Annotated in this window: 22 protein-coding genes and 1 tRNA gene; 15 read left to right on the top strand and 8 right to left on the bottom strand. The window is 61.0% G+C overall.

Features of this window, described 5'->3' with window-relative positions; all coding sequences use genetic code 11:
* Window positions 1–47: 47 nt before the first annotated feature.
* Window positions 48–947: an acetylglutamate kinase gene (argB, locus tag AC72UB_RS15515; RefSeq protein ID WP_463291250.1), complete on the bottom strand. Its 900-nt coding sequence runs from the start codon at window positions 945–947 to the stop codon at window positions 48–50.
* 112 nt (window positions 948–1059) lie between these two features.
* Here argB and AC72UB_RS15510 point away from each other — a divergent pair, with 112 nt between their 5' ends.
* Entirely contained in the window at window positions 1060–1803 is a 744-nt protein-coding gene (locus AC72UB_RS15510) for an SDR family oxidoreductase (protein ID WP_463291251.1), read from the top strand.
* 2 nt (window positions 1804–1805) lie between these two features.
* Here AC72UB_RS15510 and yihA read toward each other — a convergent pair whose 3' ends face one another.
* The 6 genes from yihA to AC72UB_RS15480 form a co-directional block, all read right to left on the bottom strand.
* Entirely contained in the window at window positions 1806–2459 is a 654-nt protein-coding gene (yihA, locus tag AC72UB_RS15505) for a ribosome biogenesis GTP-binding protein YihA/YsxC (RefSeq protein WP_505190543.1), read from the bottom strand.
* A complete protein-coding gene (locus AC72UB_RS15500) occupies window positions 2456–3202 on the bottom strand; it encodes an MOSC domain-containing protein (RefSeq protein WP_505190542.1) in 747 nt (248 codons plus the stop codon). The genes yihA and AC72UB_RS15500 overlap by 4 nt, the downstream gene beginning before the upstream one ends.
* Window positions 3199–5019: a membrane protein insertase YidC gene (gene yidC / locus AC72UB_RS15495; RefSeq protein ID WP_505190541.1), complete on the bottom strand. Its 1821-nt coding sequence runs from the start codon at window positions 5017–5019 to the stop codon at window positions 3199–3201. The genes AC72UB_RS15500 and yidC overlap by 4 nt, the downstream gene beginning before the upstream one ends.
* Window positions 5020–5154: 135 nt before the next feature.
* Window positions 5155–6699: a putative bifunctional diguanylate cyclase/phosphodiesterase gene (locus tag AC72UB_RS15490; RefSeq protein ID WP_505190540.1), complete on the bottom strand. Its 1545-nt coding sequence runs from the start codon at window positions 6697–6699 to the stop codon at window positions 5155–5157.
* Between the two features lie 73 nt (window positions 6700–6772).
* The gene (ttcA, locus tag AC72UB_RS15485) at window positions 6773–7648 is read right to left on the bottom strand and encodes a tRNA 2-thiocytidine(32) synthetase TtcA (RefSeq protein WP_505190539.1); all 876 of its coding nucleotides are present in this window, start codon (window positions 7646–7648) and stop codon (window positions 6773–6775) included.
* Window positions 7649–7839: 191 nt separating this feature from the next.
* Entirely contained in the window at window positions 7840–8337 is a 498-nt protein-coding gene (locus tag AC72UB_RS15480) for a RidA family protein (RefSeq protein WP_463291256.1), read from the bottom strand.
* A 139-nt stretch (window positions 8338–8476) separates the two neighbouring features.
* Between AC72UB_RS15480 and AC72UB_RS15475 the strand changes: the two genes are divergently transcribed.
* Together AC72UB_RS15475 and tuf are read left to right on the top strand one after the other, a co-directional pair.
* Entirely contained in the window at window positions 8477–9100 is a 624-nt protein-coding gene (locus tag AC72UB_RS15475) for a hypothetical protein (RefSeq protein WP_505190538.1), read from the top strand.
* A gap of 170 nt (window positions 9101–9270) precedes the next feature.
* Entirely contained in the window at window positions 9271–10446 is a 1176-nt protein-coding gene (gene tuf / locus AC72UB_RS15470; protein ID WP_505190528.1) for an elongation factor Tu, read from the top strand.
* A gap of 153 nt (window positions 10447–10599) precedes the next feature.
* Here tuf and AC72UB_RS15465 read toward each other — a convergent pair whose 3' ends face one another.
* Window positions 10600–11220, bottom strand: coding sequence for a YdeI/OmpD-associated family protein (locus AC72UB_RS15465; protein WP_505190537.1), 621 nt, complete (start codon window positions 11218–11220; stop codon window positions 10600–10602).
* Between the two features lie 114 nt (window positions 11221–11334).
* On the opposite strand from AC72UB_RS15465, the gene AC72UB_RS15460 reads away from it, so the two are divergent.
* The 12 genes from AC72UB_RS15460 to rpoC all read left to right on the top strand — a co-directional run bounded on the left by AC72UB_RS15460 (window position 11335) and on the right by rpoC (window position 26337).
* Window positions 11335–11410 (top strand) — tRNA-Trp (locus AC72UB_RS15460).
* A gap of 293 nt (window positions 11411–11703) precedes the next feature.
* The gene (locus AC72UB_RS15455) at window positions 11704–12477 is read left to right on the top strand and encodes a sulfite exporter TauE/SafE family protein (RefSeq protein ID WP_505190536.1); all 774 of its coding nucleotides are present in this window, start codon (window positions 11704–11706) and stop codon (window positions 12475–12477) included.
* Between the two features lie 120 nt (window positions 12478–12597).
* Window positions 12598–12795, top strand: a complete 198-nt coding sequence (secE, locus tag AC72UB_RS15450; RefSeq protein ID WP_463291481.1) for a preprotein translocase subunit SecE — start codon at window positions 12598–12600, stop codon at window positions 12793–12795.
* Window positions 12796–12985: 190 nt separating this feature from the next.
* On the top strand, window positions 12986–13519 hold the full coding sequence (gene nusG, locus AC72UB_RS15445) for a transcription termination/antitermination protein NusG (protein WP_505190535.1): 534 nt from the start codon (window positions 12986–12988) through the stop codon (window positions 13517–13519).
* 109 nt (window positions 13520–13628) lie between these two features.
* Window positions 13629–14081 carry a 50S ribosomal protein L11 gene (rplK, locus tag AC72UB_RS15440; RefSeq protein ID WP_463291479.1) on the top strand — a complete coding sequence of 151 codons (453 nt, stop codon included), beginning with the start codon at window positions 13629–13631 and terminating at the stop codon, window positions 14079–14081.
* Window positions 14082–14086: 5 nt separating this feature from the next.
* Window positions 14087–14782, top strand: coding sequence for a 50S ribosomal protein L1 (gene rplA, locus AC72UB_RS15435; protein WP_505190534.1), 696 nt, complete (start codon window positions 14087–14089; stop codon window positions 14780–14782).
* Window positions 14783–14921: 139 nt separating this feature from the next.
* A complete protein-coding gene (locus AC72UB_RS15430) occupies window positions 14922–15650 on the top strand; it encodes a hypothetical protein (protein ID WP_505190533.1) in 729 nt (242 codons plus the stop codon).
* Window positions 15647–16396, top strand: a complete 750-nt coding sequence (locus AC72UB_RS15425; protein ID WP_505190532.1) for a glycosyltransferase domain-containing protein — start codon at window positions 15647–15649, stop codon at window positions 16394–16396. Before AC72UB_RS15430 ends, AC72UB_RS15425 begins: the two co-directional genes overlap by 4 nt.
* A 278-nt stretch (window positions 16397–16674) precedes the next feature.
* Window positions 16675–17190 (top strand): 50S ribosomal protein L10, encoded by a 516-nt coding sequence (gene rplJ, locus AC72UB_RS15420; protein ID WP_463291484.1) that lies wholly within the window; start codon window positions 16675–16677, stop codon window positions 17188–17190.
* 63 nt (window positions 17191–17253) lie between these two features.
* Window positions 17254–17628: a 50S ribosomal protein L7/L12 gene (gene rplL / locus AC72UB_RS15415; protein ID WP_463291475.1), complete on the top strand. Its 375-nt coding sequence runs from the start codon at window positions 17254–17256 to the stop codon at window positions 17626–17628.
* Between the two features lie 241 nt (window positions 17629–17869).
* Window positions 17870–22003: a DNA-directed RNA polymerase subunit beta gene (gene rpoB, locus AC72UB_RS15410; protein WP_463291474.1), complete on the top strand. Its 4134-nt coding sequence runs from the start codon at window positions 17870–17872 to the stop codon at window positions 22001–22003.
* A gap of 92 nt (window positions 22004–22095) precedes the next feature.
* Window positions 22096–26337, top strand: a complete 4242-nt coding sequence (rpoC, locus tag AC72UB_RS15405; protein ID WP_463291473.1) for a DNA-directed RNA polymerase subunit beta' — start codon at window positions 22096–22098, stop codon at window positions 26335–26337.
* Window positions 26338–26358: the final 21 nt, after the last annotated feature.

The raw sequence follows: 26358 nt of genomic DNA, 5'->3' as shown, positions 1-26358 counted from the left end.
CGCCTCACATTCCGTCTATTGAACGTAAGGGCGCGATGGGCAAATTGCTAGCGTTTCACGTGCGGTTTGATCCGGGGCTCGGTGGAGCGGATCTGGCTGCCTGCGCCGTGATCGGTGAACAGCTCCAGCAGGCAGGCATTTGGCACCTTGCCGTCGAGAATGGTGACCGCCCGCGTGCCCTTTTCCAAAGCCATTAGCGCGGTTTCGGTTTTCGGGATCATACCGCCCGAAATCACCCCATCACGCGTCATCTGGCGAATCTCTTCGGGCGTGATTTGGGTCATCACCTGACCCGAGGCATCCTTGACCCCCGGCACATCGGTGAGCAACAGCAGGCGATCCGCCTGCAAGGCCCCGGCAATGGCACCCGCCGCCGTGTCGCCGTTGACGTTGAAGGTCTCATTGTCGGCCATGCCGGTGCCGACAGGGGCAATCACGGGAATGATCCCGGCCTTGTATAGATCGCGCAGCACCTGCACGTTCATCTCGATCGGGCGGCCGACATAGCCGAGTTCCGGATCATCGGCCTCGCAGACCATCAGATCGTCGTCCTTGCCCGAAATCCCCACCGCGCGGCCACCGGCATCCATGATCGCCTGCACGATCCGCTTGTTCACCAGACCTGACAGGATCATTTCCACGACCTGCACCGTGGCCTTGTCGGTCACCCGCTTGCCGCGCACAAATTCGGACTTGATCCCCAGCTTGCTCAGCATGTCGTTGATCATCGGGCCGCCGCCATGCACCACAACAGGGTTTACCCCAACCTGCCGCATCAGCACGATATCGCGGGCAAATTCCGCCATAGCCGCATCGTCGCCCATGGCATTGCCGCCAAACTTCACGACCACAACCGCGCCTTCGAACCGCTGCAAATAGGGCAGGGCCTCGGACAGCATCTTGGCGGTGGTTTTGGCGTCTTGGGCGGTGAGGGTCTGTTTTTCCATGGCGGCCTCCGATCTTTTCCGCCCCATAAGGCTTTTCCCCCCCCGTGCCAAGCGGCGATTGGCCTGCACATCGCTTGCACATGCCACGCATTGGCCTAAGGTCAGCGTCAAAATGGAGACCATCGTGACGGACCAGAAAACTCTCCTCTTGACCGGGGCATCGCGCGGCATCGGCCATGCCACCGTCAAGCGTTTTGAACGCGAAGGCTGGCGGGTGCTGACCTGCTCGCGTCACCCCTTCGATCCGCGTTGCCCTTGGCCGAATGGTGAGGCGAACCATGTGCAGATCGATCTGGCCAGCCCCGACAAAACGATTGCGGCCCTTGAAGGCATCAAGAAAACGCTGGGTGGCAAACTGCACGCGCTGGTCAACAACGCTGGGATTAGCCCGAAAGGGCCGGGCGGCAGCCGGTTGAACACGCTTGAGACCGACCTGCGCACGTGGGGGCAGGTGTTTCATGTGAATTTCTTCGCCTCGATCGTGCTGGCACGTGGGTTGAAGGATGAATTGTCGGCGGCCAAAGGATCGGTCGTCAACGTCACGTCGATTGCAGGCAGCCGGGTGCATCCTTTTGCCGGGGCGGCCTATTCCACGTCAAAAGCGGCGCTGGCGGCGCTGACCCGCGAAATGGCGCATGATTTCGGCCCGCTTGGGGTGCGCGTCAACGCCATTGCTCCGGGCGAGATCGAAACTGCGATCCTGTCGCCGGGGACGGACAAGATCGTTGAAAAGCTGCCGATGCAGCGGTTGGGCCAACCCTCAGAGGTGGCCGATGCCATCTGGTTTTTGTGCTCAGACCAGTCGAGCTATATCTCGGGCGCCGAACTGCAGGTCAACGGCGCGCAGCACGTCTAGGGCTACTCCAGCGTTGCGATAATCGCCCGCAGGGTTTCAATCCCTTCGCCTTTTTCCGAGCTTGTCACCACAATCTCGGGGAAGGCGGCGGGATGCTTGGCCAAAGCGCCCTTGACCTGTTCGATCACCGCATCGCGTTCGGTGCGGTTGATCTTGTCCACCTTGGTCAGCACTGCCTGATAGGTCACGGCCGAGCGGTCCAAGAGCTTGAGGATCTCCTCATCCACCGCCTTCACCCCGTGGCGCGCATCGATCAGCACAAAGGCCCGGCGCAGGGTTTGGCGCCCGGCAAGGTATTGCTTGAGCAACGCCTGCCATTTGGCCACAATCGCCAAAGGGGCTTCGGCATAGCCATAGCCGGGAAGGTCGACCAGATAGCGTTCCTCACCCAGCGCGAAATAGTTGATTTCCTGCGTCCGCCCCGGCGTGTTCGAGGCGCGCGCCAGCGTCTTGCGCCCGGTCAGAGCATTGATCAGGCTCGATTTCCCAACGTTCGAGCGGCCTGCAAAGCACACCTCGCGCCGGTCTGCCGGCGGCAGGCCCGACATAGCGACCACGCCTTTGACGAAATCGACCGGACCGGCAAAGAGCAGGCGGCCCTTCTCGCGGGCTTCAAACTCTGGCTCATCGGCCAGCTTGAATTGCATCTGGCTCATGTCAGGCTCCATTCATCGCCGGTGGCGACCATACCGCCCGCAATCACGGTGGCGTAGACCCCGAAATCCTGATGGCCAAACGCGGCCTCTAAGGCGGAAAGGGTATCCGCGTCGGTCTTGCCGCTGTCGGGGTTCACTTGGGTGGCGGTGCAGCGCGTGATGCGTTCTTCAATCCGCAGCACAGCCTGACCTATGCGGATCTCACGGCCAATCCAGTCAAACTCGGCCCAAGGCGCGGCCCCGTCCAGCCAGAGATTGCCACGCCAGCGGTGCGGCGACAGGTCCTGCCCCATGCGCGCCGATAGATCGGCGAGCGAGGCGGTGGACAAGATTGCGACCGAGGGAAAGTCACTGTCGGTCAGCCCGCGCCCGGCGGTGACGATCCGCGCCGGTTGGGCGCGGGACTTTGGGTTCAGCGGGCGCACCCAGTCCAGAAAGCGCGGCAGATCGGCAGGGTCATCGGGGCGCAAGGTGATCTCGCCCTGCGCCGGGTGGCGCAAGGTGACGGTTGCCGTCGCCTCATCCAGCACACTGGTGATCGCCATCAACTCCGGTGCTTTCGCCCCGCGCGCAAAGTTCACACACGGGTTCCAGCCGGGCTCCAACTGCGCCGCTTCATGGGCCACGGCCCAATGGCGGTCCCAAGGCAGGCACTCCCCCGCCAAAAGACGAACGGACGCGAGGGTTTCGCGTCCGTGTCCCTTGATCGGGTGGCGGCAGATCTGCGCCAGCCGTCCTGTCATTTCTTCTTGCTCTTGTCCGAGACAGCCACTGGCTTTTTGGCCCCGGCCTTGATGTTACCAAAGAAGTCGGGTCGGCTGCCGTGGCTGGCCATGATCAGATACTGCTGCACAAAGGTGATCGTGTTGTTGGTGATCCAGTACACGATCAAGCCCGACGCGAAGGTCGACATCATGAACATGAAGACCCAAGGCATCCAGGCAAAGATCTGCTGCTGTATCGGATCGGTCGGTGCCGGGTTCAGCTTTTGCTGCATCCACATGGTGATGCCCAAGATGATCGGCAGGATACCGATAAAGATCATGTGGGTCAGGCTGCCGGTGACCGGTCCGTCCCACGGCAGCAAGCCAAAGAGGTTGTACATCGACGAGCTATCAGGCGCGGCAAGGTCATTCAGCCAGCCGAAGAAGGCGGCGTGCCGCAGTTCCAGCGTGACCGAGATCACCTTGAACAGCGCAAAGAAGATCGGGATCTGGATCAGGATCGGCAGGCAGCCCGCTGCCGGGTTCACTTTCCGGTCCTTGTAAAGCTGCATGATCTCGCGTTGCAGCTTTTGCTTGTCGTCGCCCGCCTTCTCTTTCAGAGCCTCCATCTCGGGCTGCAATTCTTTCATGCGCGCCATGGAGACATAGGATTTGTAGGCCAAGGGCAGCACCAGAACCTTCAACACGAAGGTCAGCGCGATGATCGCAAGGCCCATGTTGCCGATGGTGGCGTTCAACCAGTGCAGGAGCGCAAAGATCGGCTTGGTCAGGAAGTAGAACCAGCCCCAGTCGATCGAATCGATGAACCCAGCGATCCCACCCTCGTTCTGATAGCCGCGGATGGTTTCCCATTCCTTGGCACCCGCATAAAGCCGGGTGCTGACCTCGGCACTGGTGCCAGGGGCGATGGCCATGACATCATGGCGCACTTCAGCCTGATAGATATCGTTTTGCGGCACGTACTTGGCGATGGACGTCCAAGGCTTGCCCTGTTCCGGGACCAGCGTCGCCATCCAGTAATGGTCGGTAAAGCCGATCCAGCCATCGGTGGTGGCGGCCTGCTTTTCGGTCGGCAGCGCCTCGCCCTCGGGCACGGCGAAATCAGCGAAATCGGCGTAATCCACTTCGCCGAAGGTGCCATCGGTGCGGCGCACCAACCCTTCGTGGACGATATAAGTATTCTGCAGCTTGGGCAGGCCATGGCGCGCAACAATGCCATAGGGCGCAAGACGCGCTTCGGCGGTGCCGGCGTTGTCCACCTTGTCGGTGATGGTGAACATGAAATCCGCGTCAATGCTGATCGTGCGGGTAAAGGTCAGGCCCTTGGTGTTCTGCCATGTCAGCGTCACCGGGGTCTCATGGGTCAGCGTGGCATTGCCCGCGACGGACCACTGGGTCTTGGCATCCGGCACATCTGCCGGTTCCAGCCCGTTGCCAGCCAGCCAGCCAAAGACGGCATAATAAGGGTGGTCCTTGCCCACCGGCGACATAAGCCGCACTTCGGGCGAGGTCGGATCGACCGTCTCGCGATAGCCCTTCAGCAGAAGGTCGTCGATCCGCCCGCCCGCAAGCGACAGGCTGCCCGACAGTTTGGGCGTGTCGATGGTCACGCGCGGCGCCTCGGGGGCGGGCTCGTTGCTGGCGGCGGTCGCAGCGTCCTCAGCCGCCGGGGCAGCAGTGGCCTCTGGCGCGGCGGCGGGTGCCGCGGCCTGCTGCGCTACGGTCTCCTCGGGGAACCATTGCGGAAACAACATCGGACCGCCGACAAACCAGGCGAGGATCACCATGAAGCTGAGCGCGGTTGCGAGGAGAAGATTCTTGTTCTGATCGTCCATCCGGACCACCACCATTCCTGTTCTGGGTCAGCGGTGGTTCAACGCCAGGGGCGACAAAAGGTCAAGCGCTTTCCCCTGCCCAGGCCCGGGAAAGCGCGTCTTTTCGCGGCAAACGCGCCGCAAGCGCCCCTTGGCCTAGCGCGCGCGGTGGCTGATGCGGGGGGTGGCTGAGGGCCGGGCGCGGTGCCGCTCGATCCAGTCCATGGTTTCGTCCACTGGCATAGGGCGGGCGATGCCAAAGCCTTGGACGTCCCCACAGCCGAGTTGGGCCAGCATTGCATGTTCGCCCGGCGTTTCCACCCCTTCGGCCAGCGTCTGCAGCCCCAACCGCTCCGCCATCGACAGGATCGCTGACACCATCTTTTGCTGGTCGCGGTCCTCGTCCACCTTGGTGACGAAACTGCGGTCAATCTTAATGCGCCGCACCGCAAAGCGCCGGATCGAGGTGATCGAGGCATGGCCTGTACCGAAATCATCCAGATCAATGCCACAGCCCATGCGGGCAAGGGCGGAAATGTTGGAGACGATCACATCATTATCAGTTTCGGCCACCACATGTTCCAGCACCTCGACACAGAGCCGCTTTGGCTCCAGCCCGAACCGGTCCAGCTCCCATTTCAGCTTTTCGGCCAGCTTCGGGTTCCGCAATTCCGCGGCCGAGAAGTTCACGGCGACCGTGGGCACATCAAGCCCGGCCCTGTCCCAACGTGCGAGCGCGGTGAGCGCATTGAACAGCATTACCTCGCCCAAACGCTCGGACAGGCCCGCATCTTCGATCATCGGCAGGAAATCGGCGGGCGGGATCAGGCCGCGTTCGGGGTGATACCAGCGCGCCAAAGCCTCAAACCCCGTAATGGCTCCGGTGTCTGTGGAAATCTGCGGTTGGAAATGGGCGCGAATCTGCCCTTCGTCCAACGCCAGTTCCAACTCTTCGCGCAGCGCATCGCGGTCAGCCCGGTGCCGCGCCATGTCTGGCGCATAGGCGCGAATGGTCCCCGGCCCGTGGCGCGCGGCCTCATCCGCCGCCACTTGGGCGGCATCCAAAAGCGCCTTGCCGCGCGGCGCTGGCGCGCGCTGCGCCATGCAAAACCCGACCGAGGCCGAGACATAGATCCGCTGCGCGTTCAGGGACACCGGCACATTGATCGCGGCCTGCAGGCGCGAGGCCAGCTGCACCACGGTTTCCAGATCCAGACGACGCACCGGGGCCAGCGCTATGCCCAAACCGCCCCCTTCCAGCCGGGCGACCAGATCGCCGCTGCGCAGGGCGGCACAGATCCGTTCCGCGCAGCGCGTCAGAACCTCGGTGTGGGCGGCGCGACCATGCCGGTCCAGCACCTGATCCATCTCGTCGAACTGCACCACAAGACAGGCGGTCGTTTTGCCACTGATCGGCTCATCCGTCACGATGGCCTCAAGCGCCGTGACAAGATGCGCGCGCAATCCAAGCCCGCTGAAAGCATCCGGCAGGGCGGGCGCGGGGTCCGCCTGGCGAAACGCTCCGGCCAGTGCAAAGACCAAAGGCGCGCCGAGCGCCACCATGACCAGCAACCGCTCTCCCCCGAACCAAAAGGCGGCCAGCGTGATGGCCGGCAAGAACAAGATCATCTCAGGCCGCCGCATCATGACGGCAAGGCTGCGGGCAGGGCGTGTCAGTCGGGCGGCGAGTGAATGGGGCATCAACCATGTCTCCGGCGCGGCACCGGGACGGCCCCGGCACCTGAAACGCTAGGCAAAGAGGCTGATGGCTTTGTTAATCCGGGTCGCGAAGATACGGAGGATTTTCGCTAATTGTTCCCATTTCCCGCAACAGGCCGGCAAAGTCGAATAGCCCGGGGTCGGCCAGATGTGACGGGCGCACATTCATCAGTGCGCGGAACATCACCTGACGGCGCCCCGGCGTGCGTGCCTCCCAGTCATCCAACAGCTTTTTGACCTGCACGCGCTGCAAGCCTTCTTGGCTGCCGCAGAGATCACATGGGATGATCGGGTAATTCATTGCGCGGGCAAAACGGTCACAATCCGCCTCGGGCACAAAAGCGAGCGGGCGATATAGGAACAGATCGCCCTCTTCGTTCACCAGCTTTGGCGGCATGCTGGCCAACCGACCGCCGTGAAACAGGTTCATGAAAAAGGTTTCCAGAATGTCATCGCGGTGGTGCCCCAGCACAACGGCCGAACAGCCTTCCTCACGCGCGATTCGGTACAGATTCCCGCGCCGCAGCCGCGAACACAGGGAGCACATCGTGCCCCCCGGCGCGATCTTTGAGGTTACCACTGAATAGGTGTCTTGATACTCAATCCGGTGCGGCACCTGCATGCGCGACAGAAACTCGGGCAGGACGGTGGCCGGAAATCCGGGCTGCCCCTGATCCAGATTGCAGGCCAACAGGTCAACCGGCAAAAGCCCGCGCCATTTCAACTCGTGAAGGATGGCCAGTAGCGTATAGCTGTCCTTGCCGCCAGAAAGGCACACGAGCCAGCGCGCGCCGGGTTCGATCATGCCGTAGGTCTCGATCGCTTCGCGCACGTTCTGCACCAGCCGCTTGCGCAGCTTGCGAAACTCGGTCGACTTCGGCGCGCCGTGAAACAGCGGGTGAATGTCGTCGGAAAGATCGTCGTCCAGCATGATGACCTCGCAGATGCTTTCCCTTCGCAGAAACGCAGCGCATGGGAAAGCCCCTTCGTCCTGTGCAAGTGCTATGATGGGGTGCCCTGGACGCCTCGTCGTTGCCTCCAGCGGGAGTATTTCGAAAGGCGCAAATCACAAGGCTTGGCTGCGGATGGGTTTGCGCAGGCGCACCAACGCCGCCTGCAAGGCTAGGGGCAGCCGTCCTTAAGCTCAATCGTGGCCCAAGTTTCAAAGCAGACCCCGCCGGCCAAGGCCATGACACCGATCGTCGCCCGACCGCCCAGGCCACGCTCGCGCCCGAAGACCTCGACAAAAAGGTCTGACAGGCCAGAGGAGACCTTGTGGACGTCCTCGTAATCCGGGGCGCAAACGACAAAGTTTAGCGTGCGGACAATTGACTGGACGTGGTCAAGACTGCCCACGGCCTGTTTGATCCCGCCCAGCACATTTAGCCCGGTTTGGCGGGCGGCGGCATAGCCCTGTTCGGTGGTCAGGTCTTTGCCAAGCCGACCCTTGTGTGTGATCTCGGTGCCGATCTGGGCGACGTGGCCCGAGAGGAACAACAGGTTCCCGATCCGGTGAAAGGGCTTCATCGTCCCATAATCCGCCCCGTAATAGCCGATGCGGTCAAAGTCGGGCAGATCAAGACCCATGCGCAGGGCAAGGCTTTCAGGGCTTTCGGTCATGGCGGAACCTCTCTTGTGGTGCGCTCACCCTAACAGTCTCGTGATGGTCGGCAAGGGGGGCAGGCCTTGGCCCGCTGTTGCGCCCGGGCGCGGGCGGCTGTATCCCAAGAACAGAAGCTGCCCTTTCGGAGTTTTCCAAATGCGATTCTTGCGTGCCGCGGTTCTTGTGCTTGGAGTGGGCTTTGCTCTGTCGGCCTGTCAGAAGAATGATCTGGCCGAGCCGCCCGTGCCCTTGGGCGATTTCGCGCTGGGCCATAACATTGTGGTCACCTCGAACATGCAAAAGGTGGCGATTTCGCGCAATGCCACACCTGAACAATGGGAAGCGGCGCTGGAAAAGGCCATGGAAGAGCGGTTCGGCCGCTATGAGGGGGCCAAGCTTTACAACATCGGCATCTCGATTGACGCCTTTGCCCTGGCCCCGCCCGGCGTGCCTTTGGTGCTGAATCCCAAGTCGGCTTTGGGCATGACCGTGACAATCTGGGATGATGCCGAGCAGAAAAAGCTGAACGAAGAGGGCAAGCAGATCATCGTGATGGAGAAGATGTCCGAGAAAACCGTCCTCGGCTCGGGCCTGACGCAATCGGCCGCCCGGCAGATGGAAATCTTGTCCTATAATGCGGCCAAGGCTGTCGAGCGCTGGCTTTTGGAAAACCCTGAGTGGTTCGGTCTGCCGCCTCTAGGGACGCCCGCAACCCCGGCGGCGACGACGTTCGGTCCCAACCTGCCCGGAGTGACACCAGCGGCTGTGGTTGCGGAATAAGGCGCGCGCCAGATTCACGGCTATTGGGGTCGGGTGATTGGTGCGCATGGGCGGCGCAATCTTGGCTCCTTTGCCCGCCGGGTCTTGATTTTTTGCATGGGGGCAGATAAGTGCCCGCCCGTGGAACACAGGGCCCCTGATGGGCCCCCGAAGAAGCAAGGGCGCCCGACATGGCAAAGGCAAAGTTTGAACGTAACAAGCCGCACGTGAACATTGGCACGATTGGCCACGTTGACCACGGCAAGACCACTCTGACGGCAGCGATCACCAAGTATTTTGGTGAATTCCGCGCCTATGACCAGATTGACGGTGCACCGGAAGAGCGTGCTCGTGGGATCACGATTTCGACCGCACACGTCGAATATGAAACCGCGAACCGTCACTACGCCCACGTCGACTGCCCCGGCCACGCTGACTATGTGAAGAACATGATCACCGGTGCGGCACAGATGGACGGCGCGATCTTGGTGTGCGCGGCCTCGGACGGCCCGATGCCCCAGACCCGCGAGCATATCCTGCTTGGTCGTCAGGTCGGCATTCCGTACATGGTTTGCTACATGAACAAGGTTGACCTTGTGGATGACGAAGAGCTGATCGAACTGGTGGAAATGGAACTGCGCGAGCTGTTCTCGTCCTACGAATATCCCGGCGACGACATTCCGATCGTCAAGGGTTCGGCCCACCAGGCTATGATCGGCGAGCGCCCCGATATTGGCGAAAACTCGATCCGCGCCCTGATGGCGGCTGTTGACAGCTACATCCCGACCCCGGCTCGCGCCGTGGATCAGCCGTTCCTGATGCCCATCGAAGACGTGTTCTCGATCTCGGGCCGTGGCACGGTTGTGACCGGTCGTATCGAGCGCGGCGTGATCAACGTCGGCGACGAAGTTGAAATCGTGGGCATCAAGGACACCAAGAAGTCGGTTTGCACCGGCGTCGAGATGTTCCGCAAGCTGTTGGACCGTGGTGAAGCTGGCGACAACGTCGGTGTTCTCTTGCGCGGTATCGACCGTGAAGGCGTGGAACGTGGCCAGGTGCTGTGCAAGCCGAAGTCGGTGAACCCGCACACCAAGTTCGAAGCCGAAGCCTATATCCTGACCAAGGAAGAAGGCGGCCGTCACACCCCGTTCTTCGCGAACTACCGCCCGCAGTTCTACTTCCGCACCACGGACGTGACCGGCACGGTTGAGCTTCCGGCTGGCACCGAGATGGTGATGCCGGGCGACAACCTGAAGTTCAACGTGACGCTGATCGCCCCGATCGCGATGGAAGAGAAGCTGCGCTTCGCCATCCGTGAAGGCGGCCGCACCGTTGGCGCAGGCGTCGTGTCGAAGATCATCGCGTAATCGACTGGTGGGGGATAACCCCGCCTGACGACATCAAGAAGGCCGCCCGAACCGGGCTGCCTTTTTCCTTTGTGCCCGTCGGAACCTCGTCGAGCCCTCCGGGCACTCCTCGTTACCCCCGACGAGGCCACGCAGGGCCCGAGGAGGGTAGGCTCAACGCTCTTGCGCGCCTTTTCCAGCAAGGATGAGCGGAGCAAGCTTTACAACGCGCGCCGCCCTTGTGGCGCTCGCCTTGGCGGATCCTACCGCGAGCGCATGGCTTTTCTGTCGGCCCGGCGTCAGAGCGTGGAACGCCTCGGCCAGATGCGGATCGGCATCAAGGGCCGAGACAAGCTCATCAGGCAGAACCACCGTGGTTTCGGTTTTGGCGGGCTTGGTTCCGGCTTCGGCATGGGCCTTGGCTTGTGCCAGAAGGCCCCGCAAAACCGGCGTCACGGGGCCGATCTGCGCAGCATCGGTGAAACGGGCGCAATCTGCGATTGGACTGTTCTCGCCCTGCCGGGTGAGCAGGCCCGTAGCATCGTCCAAAAGGCTTGCGTTGAAAAAGGTTAGCCGGACATCGCCGCGAAAGGCGCCGAGAATCGCGACGTTGCGGCCTGCATGCATATAGCAAGGATGGCCCCACTTCACGGTTTCGATCAAACCTGCGTCAAGGCAAAGCGCCCTGAGCACCGCCAACCCTTCTGACCAGAGGCGGGCCGAGCAGGCCTCGGTGGCAAAACGCTTGCAGCGCCCGCAGCCATCTTGGAAGAACTCTTTAGGGTTGGTGATCATGGTGCGGCTCCTTTGCCATCTTTCTTAGGCGTGGGATTCTTTCGCGCCAAGCCAGATTCCCCGCTGCGGCCCCTTGATTTCCCTCGGGCCATGCCGTAACTCGCCCGCAGGCCTAGGGGTATAGCTCAGCTGGTAGAGCGACGGTCTCCAAAACCGTAGGTCGCGGGTTCGATCCCTGCTGCCCCTGCCAAGGCCCATTTCCAGAACACAGTCGCCAACACGTCCCGCATTCGGGCGCGACGTGGCCTTTGCGGCGCTTACCTTGCCTTTGAGCAGGTTTCTTCAGTTTAGCCCAAGGCACAGAATTCCGCCTTGCAGGCGGACTGCAGCGCCGTCGTTCCGGTGAGCCATGGTCAGGGAAAACGTTGTCCTCCTCCCTCCGCCAAGCCAACGAACATTTGACGTTTTTCTCTGCACTCCAAAGGTTTGACTTGAAAATGCTTAATCTCGATAGATAATGTCGTGATATAAATGGAGGTTAAGATGGAAGATATGTTTCTGTTGTTCTTGATCGTTGGATTCCTCGCGCAGATTGTCGATGGCGCGCTTGGGATGGCGTATGGGGTGGTTTCGTCCTCGGTCCTTCTGGCCTTCGGTGTCCCGCCTGCGGCGGCTTCGGCCAGTGTCCACGCGGCCGAAGTGTTCACGTCGGCGGCATCGGCAGGCTCGCATGTATGGCATCGCAATGTTGACTGGCGCCTGTTTCGTATTCTGGCGCCCGTCGGAATCCTTGGGGGCGTGACTGGAACCTATGTGGTTACTTCGATCGATGGCGACGTTCTCAAGCCTTATATCGCTGCCTATCTTGGGTTCATGGGCGTTTACATCCTGTACAGGGCTTTTCGGCGTGCAAAGCCGATCGATGCTCATAGCCCCGCTCTCGTGGCACCTTTGGGGGCGGTTGGCGGCTTTGCCGACGCCATTGGCGGCGGCGGTTGGGGGCCGGTGGTGACCACGGGGCTGGTCGGCACCGGTGGTGCGCCGCGGCAGATGATCGGCACTGTCAACACGGTGGAATTCTTTCTGACGGTGGCGGTTTCTGTCGCGTTTCTGGTGGCGCTTCTGACGGGCCATTGGTCGGAGGCTGGAGGGCTGATGACCTATTTTTGGGCTGTTGCTGGGCTGATTGTTGGTGGTGTGATCGCCGCTCCGCTGGCGGGCTATGTCACGCGTATCCTGCCCCAACAGGCCCTGATGGCGTTGGTGGGGGTGCTGATAACGGCCTTGTCCGTCTATCAGACCCTGCGGCTGTTGTAAGCGCGGGCCGCCGGGGCAGCGCGGGCCTCGCTCTGGCGGCTTTGGCCTGCGCGGCCAAGCGGCTTGAAATCCGGAAGGGTTCGGCGTATCTGACCGCATAGACAATTATCGGATCCAACAATGGCCACCAAGACCTCCCCCACGCAGTTCATCGCTCAGGTTCGCGCCGAGGTGGCCAAGGTCGTCTGGCCGACGCGCCGCGAGGTCTTGCTGACCACGATCATGGTGTTCATCATGGCGGCCCTGACCGCGACCTTCTTTAGCCTCGTCGACATGGCGATCCGTTTTGGTCTGAAGCTGATCATCGGCGGCGTCTGAGCGGGGTATCCCGCGGAATTCCCTTGAAATCAGGGCTGTTGGCGGCTATCCCGCCCACAACCACGGGAACACGGCGCGCAGCGATTCGAGTTGCGCGCTGTTTTTTGTTCCCGAAACAGCCGGGGCAAATCCCGGATAATGCAGGAAATTCAGTCACTTAGCGGGGCTGGCAAGTTAAGGTGGAATGGGCATGGCCAAGCGTTGGTATTCGGTGAGCGTGCTGTCGAACTTCGAAAAGAAGGTCGCAGAGCAGATCCGTACGGCTGTCGCTGACGCCAATCTTGGCGACGAGATTGACGAAGTGCTGGTGCCGACCGAAGAGGTGATCGAAGTGCGCCGCGGCAAGAAGGTGACGTCGGAACGTCGCTTTATGCCGGGCTATGTGCTTGTGCGGATGGAAATGACCAACCGTGGCTATCACCTGATCTCGTCGATCAACCGCGTGACGGGCTTCCTTGGCCCGCAGGGCAAGCCGATGCCGATGCGTGACGCCGAGGTGAACCAGATTCTGAACCGTGTCGAGGAAGGCGAGGCTGCGCCGCGCAACCTGATCCGCTTTGACATTGGCGAAAAGGTCAAGGTCACCGACGGCCCGTTCGAGGGCTTTGACGGCATGGTTGAGGACGTGGACGAGGCGCACAACCGCCTGAAAGTCTCGGTCTCGATCTTTGGGCGCGCGACGCCGGTCGAATTGGAATTCACTCAGGTGTCGAAAAACCTCTGAGTGCATCGCGTGGGAGGCGCGCTTGTGGGGCCAGACCCCATGGGCAGACCGGACCACTAAACCGCGCCAATGCCCATGAGGGGCGGCGCAGTGATAAAGGAGAGGCCACATGGCCAAGAAGATTATTGGCAGCTTGAAGCTGCAGGTGAAGGCCCAGCAAGCCAACCCGTCGCCCCCGGTTGGTCCGGCGCTGGGTCAGCGCGGGTTGAACATCATGGCGTTCGTGAAGGAATTCAACGCCAAGACCGCCGAGATTGCTCCCGGCACCCCGACCCCGGTCATCATCACCTACTACGCCGACAAGTCGTTCAGCCTTGAGCTGAAGACCGCGCCTGCGTCGTTCCTGATCAAGCAGGCCGCTGGTCTGCCGGCAGTGGGCAAGCGCGCCCGCGCCAAGGGTTCGATGAAGCCGGGCCGTGAAGTGGCCGGTTCGATCACCACCGCAGCGCTGCGCAAGATTGCTGAAACCAAGATGAAAGATCTCAACGCCAACTCGATCGAAGCGGCGATGAACATCATTCTTGGGTCTGCCAAGTCCTGCGGCATCGAAGTGAAGGGCTGATCATCATGGCAGATATCGGTAAGCGTTCGGCTAAGGCCAACGAAGTTTTCGCCGGCAAGTCGCTGATCTCGGTTGAGGATGCGGTCAAGCTGATCAAGGGTGCCGCGTCGGCCAAGTTCGACGAGACGCTGGAAATCGCGATGAACCTTGGCGTTGACCCGCGCCATGCGGACCAGATGGTTCGCGGTGTGGTCCAGCTGCCCAACGGCACAGGCAAAACGGTGCGCGTGGCTGTGTTCGCCCGTGGCGCCAAGGCTGATGAAGCCAAGACCGCTGGCGCGGATATCGTCGGTGCAGAAGACCTGATGGAAACCATCCAGTCCGGCAAGATCGAGTTTGATCGCTGCATCGCCACCCCCGACATGATGCCGCTGGTCGGCCGTCTGGGTAAGATCCTTGGCCCGCGCAACCTGATGCCGAACCCAAAGGTCGGCACGGTGACGATGGACGTTAAGTCCGCCGTCGAAGCTGCCAAGGGCGGCGAAGTGCAGTTCAAGGTCGAAAAGGCCGGGGTTATCCATGCCGGGATCGGTAAGGTGTCGTTCGATGAGGCCAAGCTGGCCGAAAACGTCCGCGCCTTTGTGGATGCCGTGTCCAAGGCCAAGCCGGCCGGTGCCAAGGGCGCCTATCTGAAAAAGGTCTCCTTGTCCTCGACCATGGGTCCGGGCGTCTCGGTGGACCTGTCCTCGGCAACCGCCTAAAGGCTGGCGGGCCCCAAGCCCGCGTGACCAAAATTGCAACGGCCGCCCTTAAAAGGGCGGCCGTTTGCTTGTTTGGGTTCCGAACTTGGGTCAAACTGCGCGCATTGAGGCGAAAAGCATATTTGACCAAGAGGCAATCATGGCAAAACAAGTATTTCAGGATGGGGAAATGCGCCGCCTGGCGCGGCGGCTGGCGCCCGAGGCGGTCGAGCGGCTGAGTGCGGCAAAGGTGCAAGAGGCCGAGGATTTCCGGCTGTTTCGCTATGATACGGCCGATGGCAAGGTGGATATTGACCTCTATCGTCGGCTGCAGACCGAAGCCAACAAGATGAAGATCGAAAACCAGTGGGTGCCGGAAGAGCATATTCAGCTTTTGTCGGCCTATCTGCGGGCGATGGGGGTTCAGGTGGCCCGCGGGGTCTGTCACGGCACCCGGCGCGGCAATGAGCAGGTCTGGTTCCGCAAGCATCTGGGCGCGCAGGCCGATGTGTTTGGCACCGAGATTTCCGACAATGCGACCGAGTTTCCGCACACGATCCAGTGGGATTTCCACGAGGTGGATCCGGATTGGGTGGGGCAGATGGAGCTGGTCTATTCTAACTCTTGGGATCATGCGCATGACCCGGAAACCGCCTTTGCCGGGTGGATGTCGTCTTTGCGTCCGGGTGGGTTTTTGATTCTGGACCACGGCTGGAACTATCAGCCCGAGCGGGTGACGGCGATGGACCCGTTCGGAATTTCTGAGGCCGGGCTGGTGGCGATGCTGAACCGGGTCGGGGCGGGCAAGGGGGCAGTTGTCGAGGTGATTGATGGCGGCACGCACAAGGACATGCCGATCCGCACGGTCATGTTCCGCGCCAACCTGTGAGCGCAGGGTCGGCAGGGCCTGTGCTGCAACCGGGGGCGGATGGCCCCCGGATTGCAGTGTATTCCTGCTATTTCGGCGCGCATGAGCCGTTCAACGCGGCGGCCACGGGCAGCGACAGCCCGGCCTATGACCGGTTCGTTTTTACCGACCATGCCAGCCTGCCCTCACCCGCCCGACTGATCCGGCTGGAAGATGCGGGCGAGGGGCCGGCCATTCTGTCGCGTCTGCCCAAACTGTGTCCGCACCTCTTCTTTCAGGGCTATGACTGGGTGGTCTACTTAGACAACAACGCGCGGTTCCTTTTGGACCCGGCGCGGATCATCCGCCGGGTGGTCAAGGAACATCCCGATACCCCCGCCGGGCGCTATCTGTTCCGCCACCGCCGCCGCGACTGCGCGTGGGATGAGGCGGACGAATGCTTGCGGCTGGGCTACATGACGCCCGACCAGCACGCCCAAGTGACGGCCCATTTCACGGCCCAAGCCCTGCCGCGCCATGCCGGGCTTTATGTGAACACCTGTCTGGTGCAGCGGATGGGCTGCGCGCGGACCGATGCGCTGAACGCCGCGTGGTATGACAGCCTGACCAGCCTGACGCGGCGCGATCAGGTGATGCTGCCGTGGTTGTTGGCCAGCCATGCCTGCCCGCATCGGGTGCTGGGGGCCAAGATCCGGGCTTGGGTGGAGTGGCCAATCTTCAGCCCCAAGGCCCGCGCGCGGTTTCGTCGCAAACAGATTGCGGCTTGATCCGACGGCAGGGCTTTCAAATTCGTGCGCCAGGGGCTATTGACCCCCTCATGCCACACTTCCGTGATTCGTCGCGGGGGTTAGGTATGCTTTGTCCGAGACGGTGGGTGGCGCGCAAACGCCTTAATTTCCCTCCTGAGATGGGGTTCGAGAACAGTGAGTCCGGGGTTTCCTCGGGTGATCAAGGCTCGGGACTTTATCGTGGACCCGAACGTGGCGGGCCTTCGGTTCGCCACAAACATGAGCCGGGGGGAAACCCCCACACTTGGAGTGAAACTGTGGATAGAGCCCAAAAAGAACAGTTGGTCGAAGAACTCGGCCAAATCTTCGCAAGCTCTGGCGTTGTTGTGGTTGCACACTACGCAGGTATGACGGTTGCACAGATGCAGGACCTGCGCGCAAAAATGCGCGAAGTTGGTGGGTCCGTCCGCGTTGCCAAGAACACGCTCGCCAAGATCGCCCTTGAAGGTAAAGCTTCGGCCAATATGGCCAAGCTCCTGACGGGCATGACCATGCTGTCCTACTCGGAAGACCCTGTGGCTGCGGCCAAGGTTGCCGAGGCCTATGCCAAGTCGAACGACAAGTTCGTCATTATTGGCGGGGCAATGGGCGGTGAGGTTATGGACCAGGCCGGTATTAAAGCCGTGGCCTCCATGCCGTCGCGCGAAGAGCTTATCGCTCAGATCGTGTCGTGCATTGGTGCGCCCGCCTCGAATATCGCTGGTGCCATTGGCGCGCCTGCTTCGAACATCGCAAGCATCCTTTCAACCATCGAGGAAAAGGCTGCCGCCTGATCCTTGCCTCGCGTGGGTTAACCCCACTTCGTTGGACCCCTCTCAAACTTACGGAATATGAAAATGGCTGATCTGAACAAACTCGCCGAAGACATCGTTGGTCTGACCCTGCTGCAAGCGCAGGAACTGAAGACCATCCTGAAGGACAAGTATGGCATCGAGCCCGCCGCTGGCGGCGCTGTCATGATGGCTGCTGGTCCGGCTGCTGCTGCTGAAGTTGCAGAAGAAAAGACCGAATTCGACGTCGTTCTGACCGACGCCGGCGCCAACAAGATCAACGTGATCAAAGAAGTGCGCACCATCACCGGTCTGGGCCTGAAAGAAGCCAAGGACCTCGTGGAAGCCGGTGGCAAAGTGAAGGAAGGCGTTTCGAAAGCAGACGCCGAAAACTTCAAGAAAGCCCTGGAAGCCGCTGGCGCCAAGGTGGAACTCAAGTAATCCACTCCGGGGCGCTTGCCCCGGCAAGGATTTGCAGGCTGGGGGCAGAGAAATCTGCCTCCAGCTTCTCGCGTCTCGGAAGGGGCTTTTGCGCAAAGCCCCTTCCAAGGCGCGGTAAGGTTCGGGAGCCAGCTGACGGGACAGCTGGCATGAATGGAACCTTCCCCCCTATGCCCAAGCGGCGCGCTCCTGTGGCCCGACAGGACGTGTGCCGGGGAAAAGATGAAAGGTAACGACGAGCATGGCTCAAGCTTACGTTGGCCAGAAGCGTATCCGCCGGTATTTCGGCAAGATTCGCGAAGTTCTGGACATGCCGAACCTGATCGAGGTTCAGAAATCCTCTTATGACCTGTTCCTGCGCTCGGGCGATAGCCCGAAGCCCTTGGACGGCGAAGGCCTGCAAGGCACCTTCCAGTCGGTGTTTCCGATCAAGGATTTCAACGAAACCGCCGTTCTCGAGTTCGTGAAATACGAGCTGGAAAAGCCAAAGTATGACGTGGACGAGTGCCAGCAGCGCGACATGACCTATGCCGCCCCGCTGAAAGTCACCCTGCGTCTGATCGTGTTTGATGTCGATGAATCCACCGGCGCCCGCAGCGTTAAGGATATCAAGGAACAAGACGTGTTCATGGGCGATATGCCCCTGATGACCAACAACGGCACGTTTATCGTGAATGGCACCGAGCGCGTTGTTGTGTCCCAGATGCACCGCTCGCCGGGCGTGTTCTTTGACCACGACAAGGGCAAAACCCATTCCTCGGGCAAGCTGTTGTTCGCTTGCCGGATCATCCCGTATCGCGGTTCGTGGCTGGATTTTGAATTCGACGCCAAGGACATCGTGTTCGCGCGTATCGACCGTCGCCGCAAACTGCCGGTGACCACGCTTCTGTACGCGCTGGGCATGGATCAGGAAGGCATCATGGATGCCTATTATGAGACCATCAGCTTCCGCCACGTGAAGAACAAAGGTTGGGTCACCAAGTTCTTCCCGAACCGCGTGTCGGGCACCCGCCCGACCTATGATCTGGTTGACGCTGCCACGGGTGAGATCATCCTGAAGGCTGGCGAAAAGGCCACGCCGCGGATGGTGAAAAAGTGGAAAGACGAGGGTTCGGTCACCGAGCTTTTGGTCCCGTTTGATCACATCATGGGCCGTTATGTGGCCAAGGACATCATCAACGAAGAAACCGGCGAGATCTGGGCTGAAGCCGGCGACGAATTGACGATGGACTATGACCGCGACGGCGAGCCGAAGGGCGGCACCGTCAAGACGCTGCTGGATCAGGGCATCACCGATATCCCGGTTCTCGACATCGACAACGTCAATGTCGGCCCCTACATCCGCAACACCTTGGCGGCAGACAAGAACATGGGCCGCGACACCGCCCTCATGGACATCTACCGCGTGATGCGTCCGGGTGAACCGCCGACCGTCGAGGCTGCAAGCCAGCTTTTCGACACGCTGTTCTTCGACAGCGAGCGTTACGATCTGTCGGCCGTTGGCCGCGTCAAGATGAACATGCGTCTGGATCTGGGTCGCCCGGACACCCAGCGCACGCTGGACCGCGCCGATATCGTGGCTTGCATCAAGGCGCTGACCGAACTGCGCGACGGCAAGGGCGAGATTGACGACATCGACCACCTCGGCAACCGCCGTGTGCGCTCGGTCGGCGAACTGATGGAAAATCAGTATCGCGTCGGTCTGCTCCGCATGGAGCGCGCGATCAAGGAACGCATGTCGTCGGTGGAAATCGACACGATCATGCCGCAAGACCTGATCAACGCCAAACCCGCCGCGGCTGCGGTGCGTGAATTCTTCGGCTCGTCGCAGCTGTCGCAGTTCATGGACCAAACCAACCCGCTGTCGGAAGTCACCCACAAGCGCCGCCTCTCGGCCCTTGGGCCAGGTGGTCTGACGCGTGAGCGTGCGGGCTTTGAAGTCCGCGACGTTCACCCGACCCACTATGGCCGGATGTGCCCGATTGAAACGCCCGAAGGCCAGAACATCGGTCTGATCAACTCGCTGGCCACCTTTGCCCGCGTGAACAAGTACGGCTTCATCGAGACCCCGTATCGCAAGGTGATCGACGGCAAGGTGACGGATGACGTCGTCTATATGTCGGCGACCGAGGAAATGCGCCACACCGTGGCGCAGGCCAACGCAGCACAAGACAGCGAAGGCCGCTTCCAGGATGATCTGATTTCGTCGCGTAAAGCGGGCGAATTCATGCTGAACCCGCCGGATGCGATCGACCTGATCGACGTGTCGCCGAAGCAGCTTGTGTCGGTTGCGGCCTCGCTCATCCCGTTCTTGGAAAACGACGACGCCAACCGCGCCCTTATGGGTTCGAACATGCAGCGTCAGGCGGTTCCTCTGCTGCAGGCCGACGCCCCCTTCGTGGGCACCGGCATTGAAGCGGTGGTTGCACGCGACTCGGGTGCCGCCATCATGGCCCGCCGCGCGGGTGTGATCGACCAGGTCGACGCCAGCCGTATCGTTATCCGCGCAACCGAGATGCTGGAGCCGGGCGAGCCGGGCGTCGACATCTATCGTCTGCGCAAGTTCAAGCGGTCGAACCAGTCGTCCTGCATCAACCAGCGTCCGCTGGTGAAGGTGGGTGACGTGGTCAAGCGCGGCGAAGTGGTGGCCGATGGCCCCTGCACCGACATGGGCGAACTGGCCCTTGGCCGGAACGTCATCGTCGCGTTCATGCCGTGGAATGGCTATAACTACGAAGACTCGATCCTGATTTCGGAACGCATTCTGAAAGACGACGTGTTCACCTCGATCCACATCGAAGAATACGAAGTCGCAGCGCGCGACACGAAGCTGGGGCCGGAAGAAATCACCCGCGACATTCCGAACGTCGGTGAAGAAGCGCTGCGCAACCTCGACGAGGCGGGCATCGTTTACATCGGTGCCGAAGTGCAGCCGGGCGATATTCTGGTTGGCAAGATCACCCCCAAGGGCGAAAGCCCGATGACACCGGAAGAAAAGCTTCTGCGCGCCATCTTTGGTGAAAAGGCCTCTGACGTCCGCGACACCTCGTTGCGTCTGCCGCCCGGTGCCTATGGCACGGTGGTGGAAGTGCGCGTGTTCAACCGCCACGGTGTGGACAAGGACGAACGTGCGCTCCAGATCGAGCGCGAAGAAGTCGAACGTCTGGCGCGTGACCGCGACGACGAATTGGCGATCCTTGAGCGCAACATCTACTCGCGCCTGAAAACGCTGGTGATGGGCAAGACGGCTGTCAAAGGCCCGAAAGGCATCAAGGCCGGTTCGACGATTGACGAGGATCTGTTGTCCTCGCTCAGCCGTGGCCAGTGGTGGCAGCTTGCCCTTGGCGAAGAAGCCGAGGCCAAGGACGTTGAAGCCCTGCACGATCAATACGAGGCGCAGAAGCGTGCGCTGGACAACCGCTTCGACGACAAGGTCGAGAAGGTCCGTCGCGGCGACGATCTGCCTCCGGGCGTGATGAAGATGGTCAAGGTGTTCGTCGCGGTGAAGCGCAAGCTGCAGCCGGGCGACAAGATGGCCGGTCGTCACGGCAACAAGGGTGTTATCTCCAAGGTCGTTCCGGCCGAGGACATGCCCTTCTTGGCAGACGGCACCCCGGTTGATCTTGTGCTGAACCCCTTGGGCGTGCCGTCGCGTATGAACGTCGGGCAAATCTTGGAAACCCACATGGGCTGGGCCGCGCGCGGTCTGGGCCTGAAGATCGACGATGCTTTGAAAGAGTATCGTCGTTCGGGCGACCTGACCCCCGTGCGCGAAGCAATGCGTCTGGCTTACGGCGACGAGACCTATGACGAGGCGCTCGCTGACCGTGATGAAGCCGAGTTCCTTGAACTGGCTGGCAATGTCACCCGTGGCGTGCCGATTGCCACCCCGGTCTTTGACGGGGCGAAAGAGGCTGACGTCAACGAGGCGCTGCGTCGCGCGGGCTTTGACACTTCGGGTCAGTCCGAAGTGTTCGACGGCCGCACCGGCGAGAAGTTCCAGCGCAAGGTGACCGTGGGCGTGAAGTACATGCTCAAGCTGCACCACTTGGTGGACGACAAGCTGCATGCCCGTTCGACCGGGCCTTACTCGCTGGTCACCCAGCAGCCCTTGGGCGGTAAGGCACAGTTCGGCGGTCAGCGTCTGGGGGAAATGGAGGTCTGGGCTTTGGAAGCTTACGGCGCCGCCTATACCCTGCAGGAAATGCTGACGGTCAAGTCGGACGACGTGGCAGGCCGGACCAAGGTCTACGAGAGCATCGTCAAGGGCGAGGACAATTTCGAAGCCGGGGTTCCGGAATCGTTCAACGTCCTTGTCAAGGAAGTGCGCGGCCTTGGCCTCAACATGGAACTCCTGGATGCGGAGGAAGAATAACGGGTAACGGATTTTTGAAAAAAATCCGGGCCGATTTCTGAACAGAAATCGGCCGCCCGCTTCCCCCGCCGCCTTAATTCTTAGGAATCAAAATGAACCAGGAACTCAGCACCAACCCGTTCAACCCGGTGGCCCCCGTCAAAACCTTTGACGAGATCAAGATCAGCTTGGCATCGCCCGAGCGCATCTTGTCGTGGTCCTATGGCGAGATTAAAAAGCCTGAAACCATCAACTACCGCACGTTCAAGCCCGAGCGTGACGGCCTGTTCTGCGCCCGTATCTTTGGCCCGATCAAGGATTACGAATGCCTGTGCGGCAAATACAAGCGCATGAAGTATCGCGGCGTTGTCTGCGAAAAATGCGGTGTGGAAGTCACGCTGCAAAAGGTCCGCCGTGAGCGGATGGGCCACATCGAACTGGCCTCGCCGGTTGCCCATATCTGGTTCCTCAAGTCGCTGCCCTCGCGTATCGGCCTGATGCTGGACATGACGCTGCGGGATCTGGAGCGTATTCTTTACTTCGAAAACTACGTGGTGATCGAACCCGGTCTGACCGACCTGACCTATGGTCAGCTGATGACCGAAGAGGATTACCTCGACGCGCAAGACCAGTATGGCGCTGACGCCTTCACCGCCAACATCGGCGCGGAAGCGATCCGCGAAATGCTGGCCGCGATCGATCTGGACGCGACCGCTGAGCAGCTGCGCGCTGACCTCAAGGAAGCCACCGGCGAATTGAAGCCGAAGAAGATCATCAAGCGTTTGAAGATCGTGGAAAGCTTCCTTGAATCCGGCAACCGTCCTGAGTGGATGGTTCTGACCGTTCTTCCGGTCATCCCGCCGGAACTGCGCCCGCTCGTCCCGTTGGATGGTGGCCGCTTTGCGACCTCTGACCTGAACGACCTCTATCGCCGCGTCATCAACCGGAACAACCGTTTGAAGCGCCTGATCGAGCTTCGTGCGCCCGATATCATCGTGCGCAACGAAAAGCGGATGTTGCAGGAAGCTGTGGACGCCCTCTTTGACAATGGCCGTCGTGGCCGTGTCATCACCGGCACCAACAAGCGCCCGCTGAAATCGCTGTCCGACATGCTGAAAGGCAAGCAGGGCCGCTTCCGTCAGAACCTTCTGGGTAAGCGCGTCGACTTCTCGGGTCGTTCGGTTATCGTGACCGGTCCGGAACTGAAGCTGCACCAGTGCGGTCTGCCGAAGAAGATGGCTTTGGAGCTGTTCAAGCCCTTCATCTACTCGCGCCTTGAGGCCAAAGGCCTGTCCTCGACCGTGAAGCAGGCGAAGAAGCTGGTCGAAAAAGAGCGTCCCGAAGTTTGGGATATCTTGGATGAAGTGATCCGCGAACACCCGGTTCTTCTGAACCGTGCGCCGACGCTGCACCGTTTGGGCATTCAGGCGTTTGAGCCGATCCTGATCGAAGGCAAGGCCATTCAGCTGCACCCGCTGGTTTGCTCGGCCTTCAACGCCGACTTCGACGGTGACCAGATGGCCGTTCACGTCCCGCTGAGCCTTGAGGCCCAGCTGGAAGCCCGCGTTCTGATGATGTCGACGAACAACGTTCTGTCGCCCGCCAACGGCGCGCCGATCATTGTTCCGTCGCAGGACATGGTTCTGGGTCTGTATTACGCGACGATGGAGCGTAAGGGCATGGTCGGTGAAGGCATGGCCTTTGCCGATATGGACGAGGTGGAACACGCCTTGGCCGCCGGTGCTGTGCATCTGCACGCCAAGATCAAGGCCCGCCTTAAGCAGGTCGATGACGAAGGCAACATCGTCTGGAAGCGCTTTGAAACGACCCCCGGCCGTCTGCGTCTGGGCAACCTTTTGCCGTTGAATGCGAAAGCACCGTTCGATCTGGTGAACCGCCTTCTCCGCAAAAAGGACGTGCAGACCGTCATCGACACCGTCTACCGCTATTGCGGCCAGAAAGAGTCGGTTATTTTCTGCGACCAGATCATGGGTCTGGGCTTCCGCGAAGCCTTCAAAGCGGGCATCTCGTTCGGCAAGGACGACATGCTGATCCCCGACACCAAGTGGACCATCGTCAACGAGGTGAAGGAACAGGTTGCCGGCTTTGAACAGCAGTACATGGACGGCCTGATCACTCAGGGCGAAAAGTACAACAAGGTCGTGGACGCTTGGTCGAAGTGCAACGACAAGGTGACCGATGCGATGATGACCACCATCTCCGCCCCGCGGTTCGACGCCGCCGGTGCTGAGATGGAGCCGAACTCGGTCTATATGATGGCCCACTCCGGTGCCCGGGGTTCGGTGACGCAGATGAAGCAGCTTGGCGGTATGCGCGGCCTCATGGCCAAGCCGTCGGGCGAAATCATCGAAACGCCGATCATCTCGAACTTCAAGGAAGGTCTGACCGTTCTTGAATACTTCAACTCGACCCACGGCGCCCGTAAGGGTCTCGCCGACACCGCGCTGAAGACGGCAAACTCGGGTTACCTGACCCGCCGTCTGGTGGACGTGGCGCAGGACTGCATCGTGCGCATGCACGATTGCGGCACTGACCGTGCGATCACCGCCGAAGCCGCCGTCAATGACGGCGAGGTTGTGCTGCCCTTGGCCGAGCGTGTGCTGGGCCGTGTCGCGGCCGATGACGTCACGGTGCCCGGCACCGGTGAGGTGATCGTGCAGCGTGGTGAGCTGATCGACGAACGTCGTGCGGACATGATCGCACAGGCGAATGTGGCGGTGATGCGCATCCGCAGCCCGCTGACCTGTGAGGCCGAAGAGGGCGTTTGCGCCATGTGCTATGGTCGCGACCTTGCACGCGGCACGCTAGTGAACCAAGGCGAAGCGGTGGGCATCATTGCCGCCCAGTCCATCGGTGAACCCGGCACCCAGCTGACGATGCGGACCTTCCACATCGGCGGCGTGGCACAGGGTGGCCAGCAGTCGTTCTTGGAAGCCAGCCAAGAGGGTAAGGTTGAATTCCGCAACCCGAGCCTTCTGGCCAACGAGCATGGCGAGCAGATCGTGATCGGCCGTAACATGTCGATGGCGATCATCGATGAGGCTGGTCAGGAACGTGCGGTGCACAAGCTGACCTACGGCTCCAAGCTGCATGTCAAGGAAGGCGCGACCGTCAAGCGTGGCACCAAGCTCTTTGAATGGGACCCCTATACCCTGCCGATCATCGCCGAAAAGGCCGGTGTGGCGCGGTTTAAGGACCTGATCAACGGGATCTCGGTGCGTGATGAGACCGACGAAGCCACCGGCATGACGCAAAAGATCGTCTCGGACTGGCGTTCGGCACCCAAGGGTGGCGATCTGAAGCCCGAGGTGATTGTCATGGATCCGGCCACCGGTGAACCGGTGCGCGGCGACAGCGGCAACCCGATCACCTATTCGATGTCGGTGGATGCCATCCTGTCGATCGAGGACGGTCAGGAACTGCGGCCGGGCGACGTTGTGGCCCGTATCCCGCGCGAAGGTGCCAAGACCAAGGACATCACCGGGGGTCTTCCCCGCGTGGCCGAATTGTTCGAAGCCCGTCGTCCGAAGGACCACGCCATCATCGCAGAAGCGGACGGTTACGTGCGCTTTGGCAAGGACTACAAGAACAAGCGCCGCATCACTGTGGAGCCGGTTGATGAAACCTTGCAGCCGCAGGAATACATGATCCCGAAGGGCAAGCACATTCCGGTTCAGGAAGGTGACTTCGTCCAGAAGGGCGATTACATCATGGACGGCAACCCGGCACCGCATGACATCCTGCGTATTTTGGGTGTCGAGGCGCTGGCCAACTACATGATCGACGAAGTGCAGGACGTCTATCGCCTGCAGGGCGTGAAGATCAACGACAAGCACATCGAAGTGATCGTGCGCCAGATGCTGCAGAAGTTCGAGATTCTGGACTCTGGCGAGACGACGCTGTTGAAGGGCGAAAACGTCGACAAGTTTGAACTGGACGAGGCCAACGCCAAAGCCCATGCCCATGGCATGCGCGAAGCGACCGCCGAGCCGATCCTTCTGGGGATCACCAAGGCAAGCTTGCAGACCCGGTCGTTCATCTCGGCGGCGTCGTTCCAAGAAACCACCCGCGTGCTCACCGAAGCTTCGGTTCAGGGCAAGCGCGACAAGCTGGTGGGCCTGAAGGAAAACGTCATCGTTGGCCGTCTGATCCCCGCCGGTACCGGTGGTGCGACAAGCCGCGTCAAGAAGATCGCCGCCGACCGCGACGATCTGGTGATCGAGGCCCGTCGGTCCGAGGCGGAAACCGCCGCGGCGCTTGTGGCACCGATGGATGTGGTGGACACCGAAAGTGACAGCGGTCTGGTCGATACGATTGAAAGCCGCGATCTGTAAGATCGGCTGACAAATGCAAAG

Origin of the sequence: Allotabrizicola aquatica (SeqCode) (genome assembly GCF_965194375.1) — a bacterium.
GTDB classification, from domain to species: domain Bacteria; phylum Pseudomonadota; class Alphaproteobacteria; order Rhodobacterales; family Rhodobacteraceae; genus Tabrizicola_A; species Tabrizicola_A aquatica.
The sequence above is the reverse complement of the archived record's forward strand: the minus strand, read 5'-3'. Positions and strand labels throughout refer to the sequence as shown.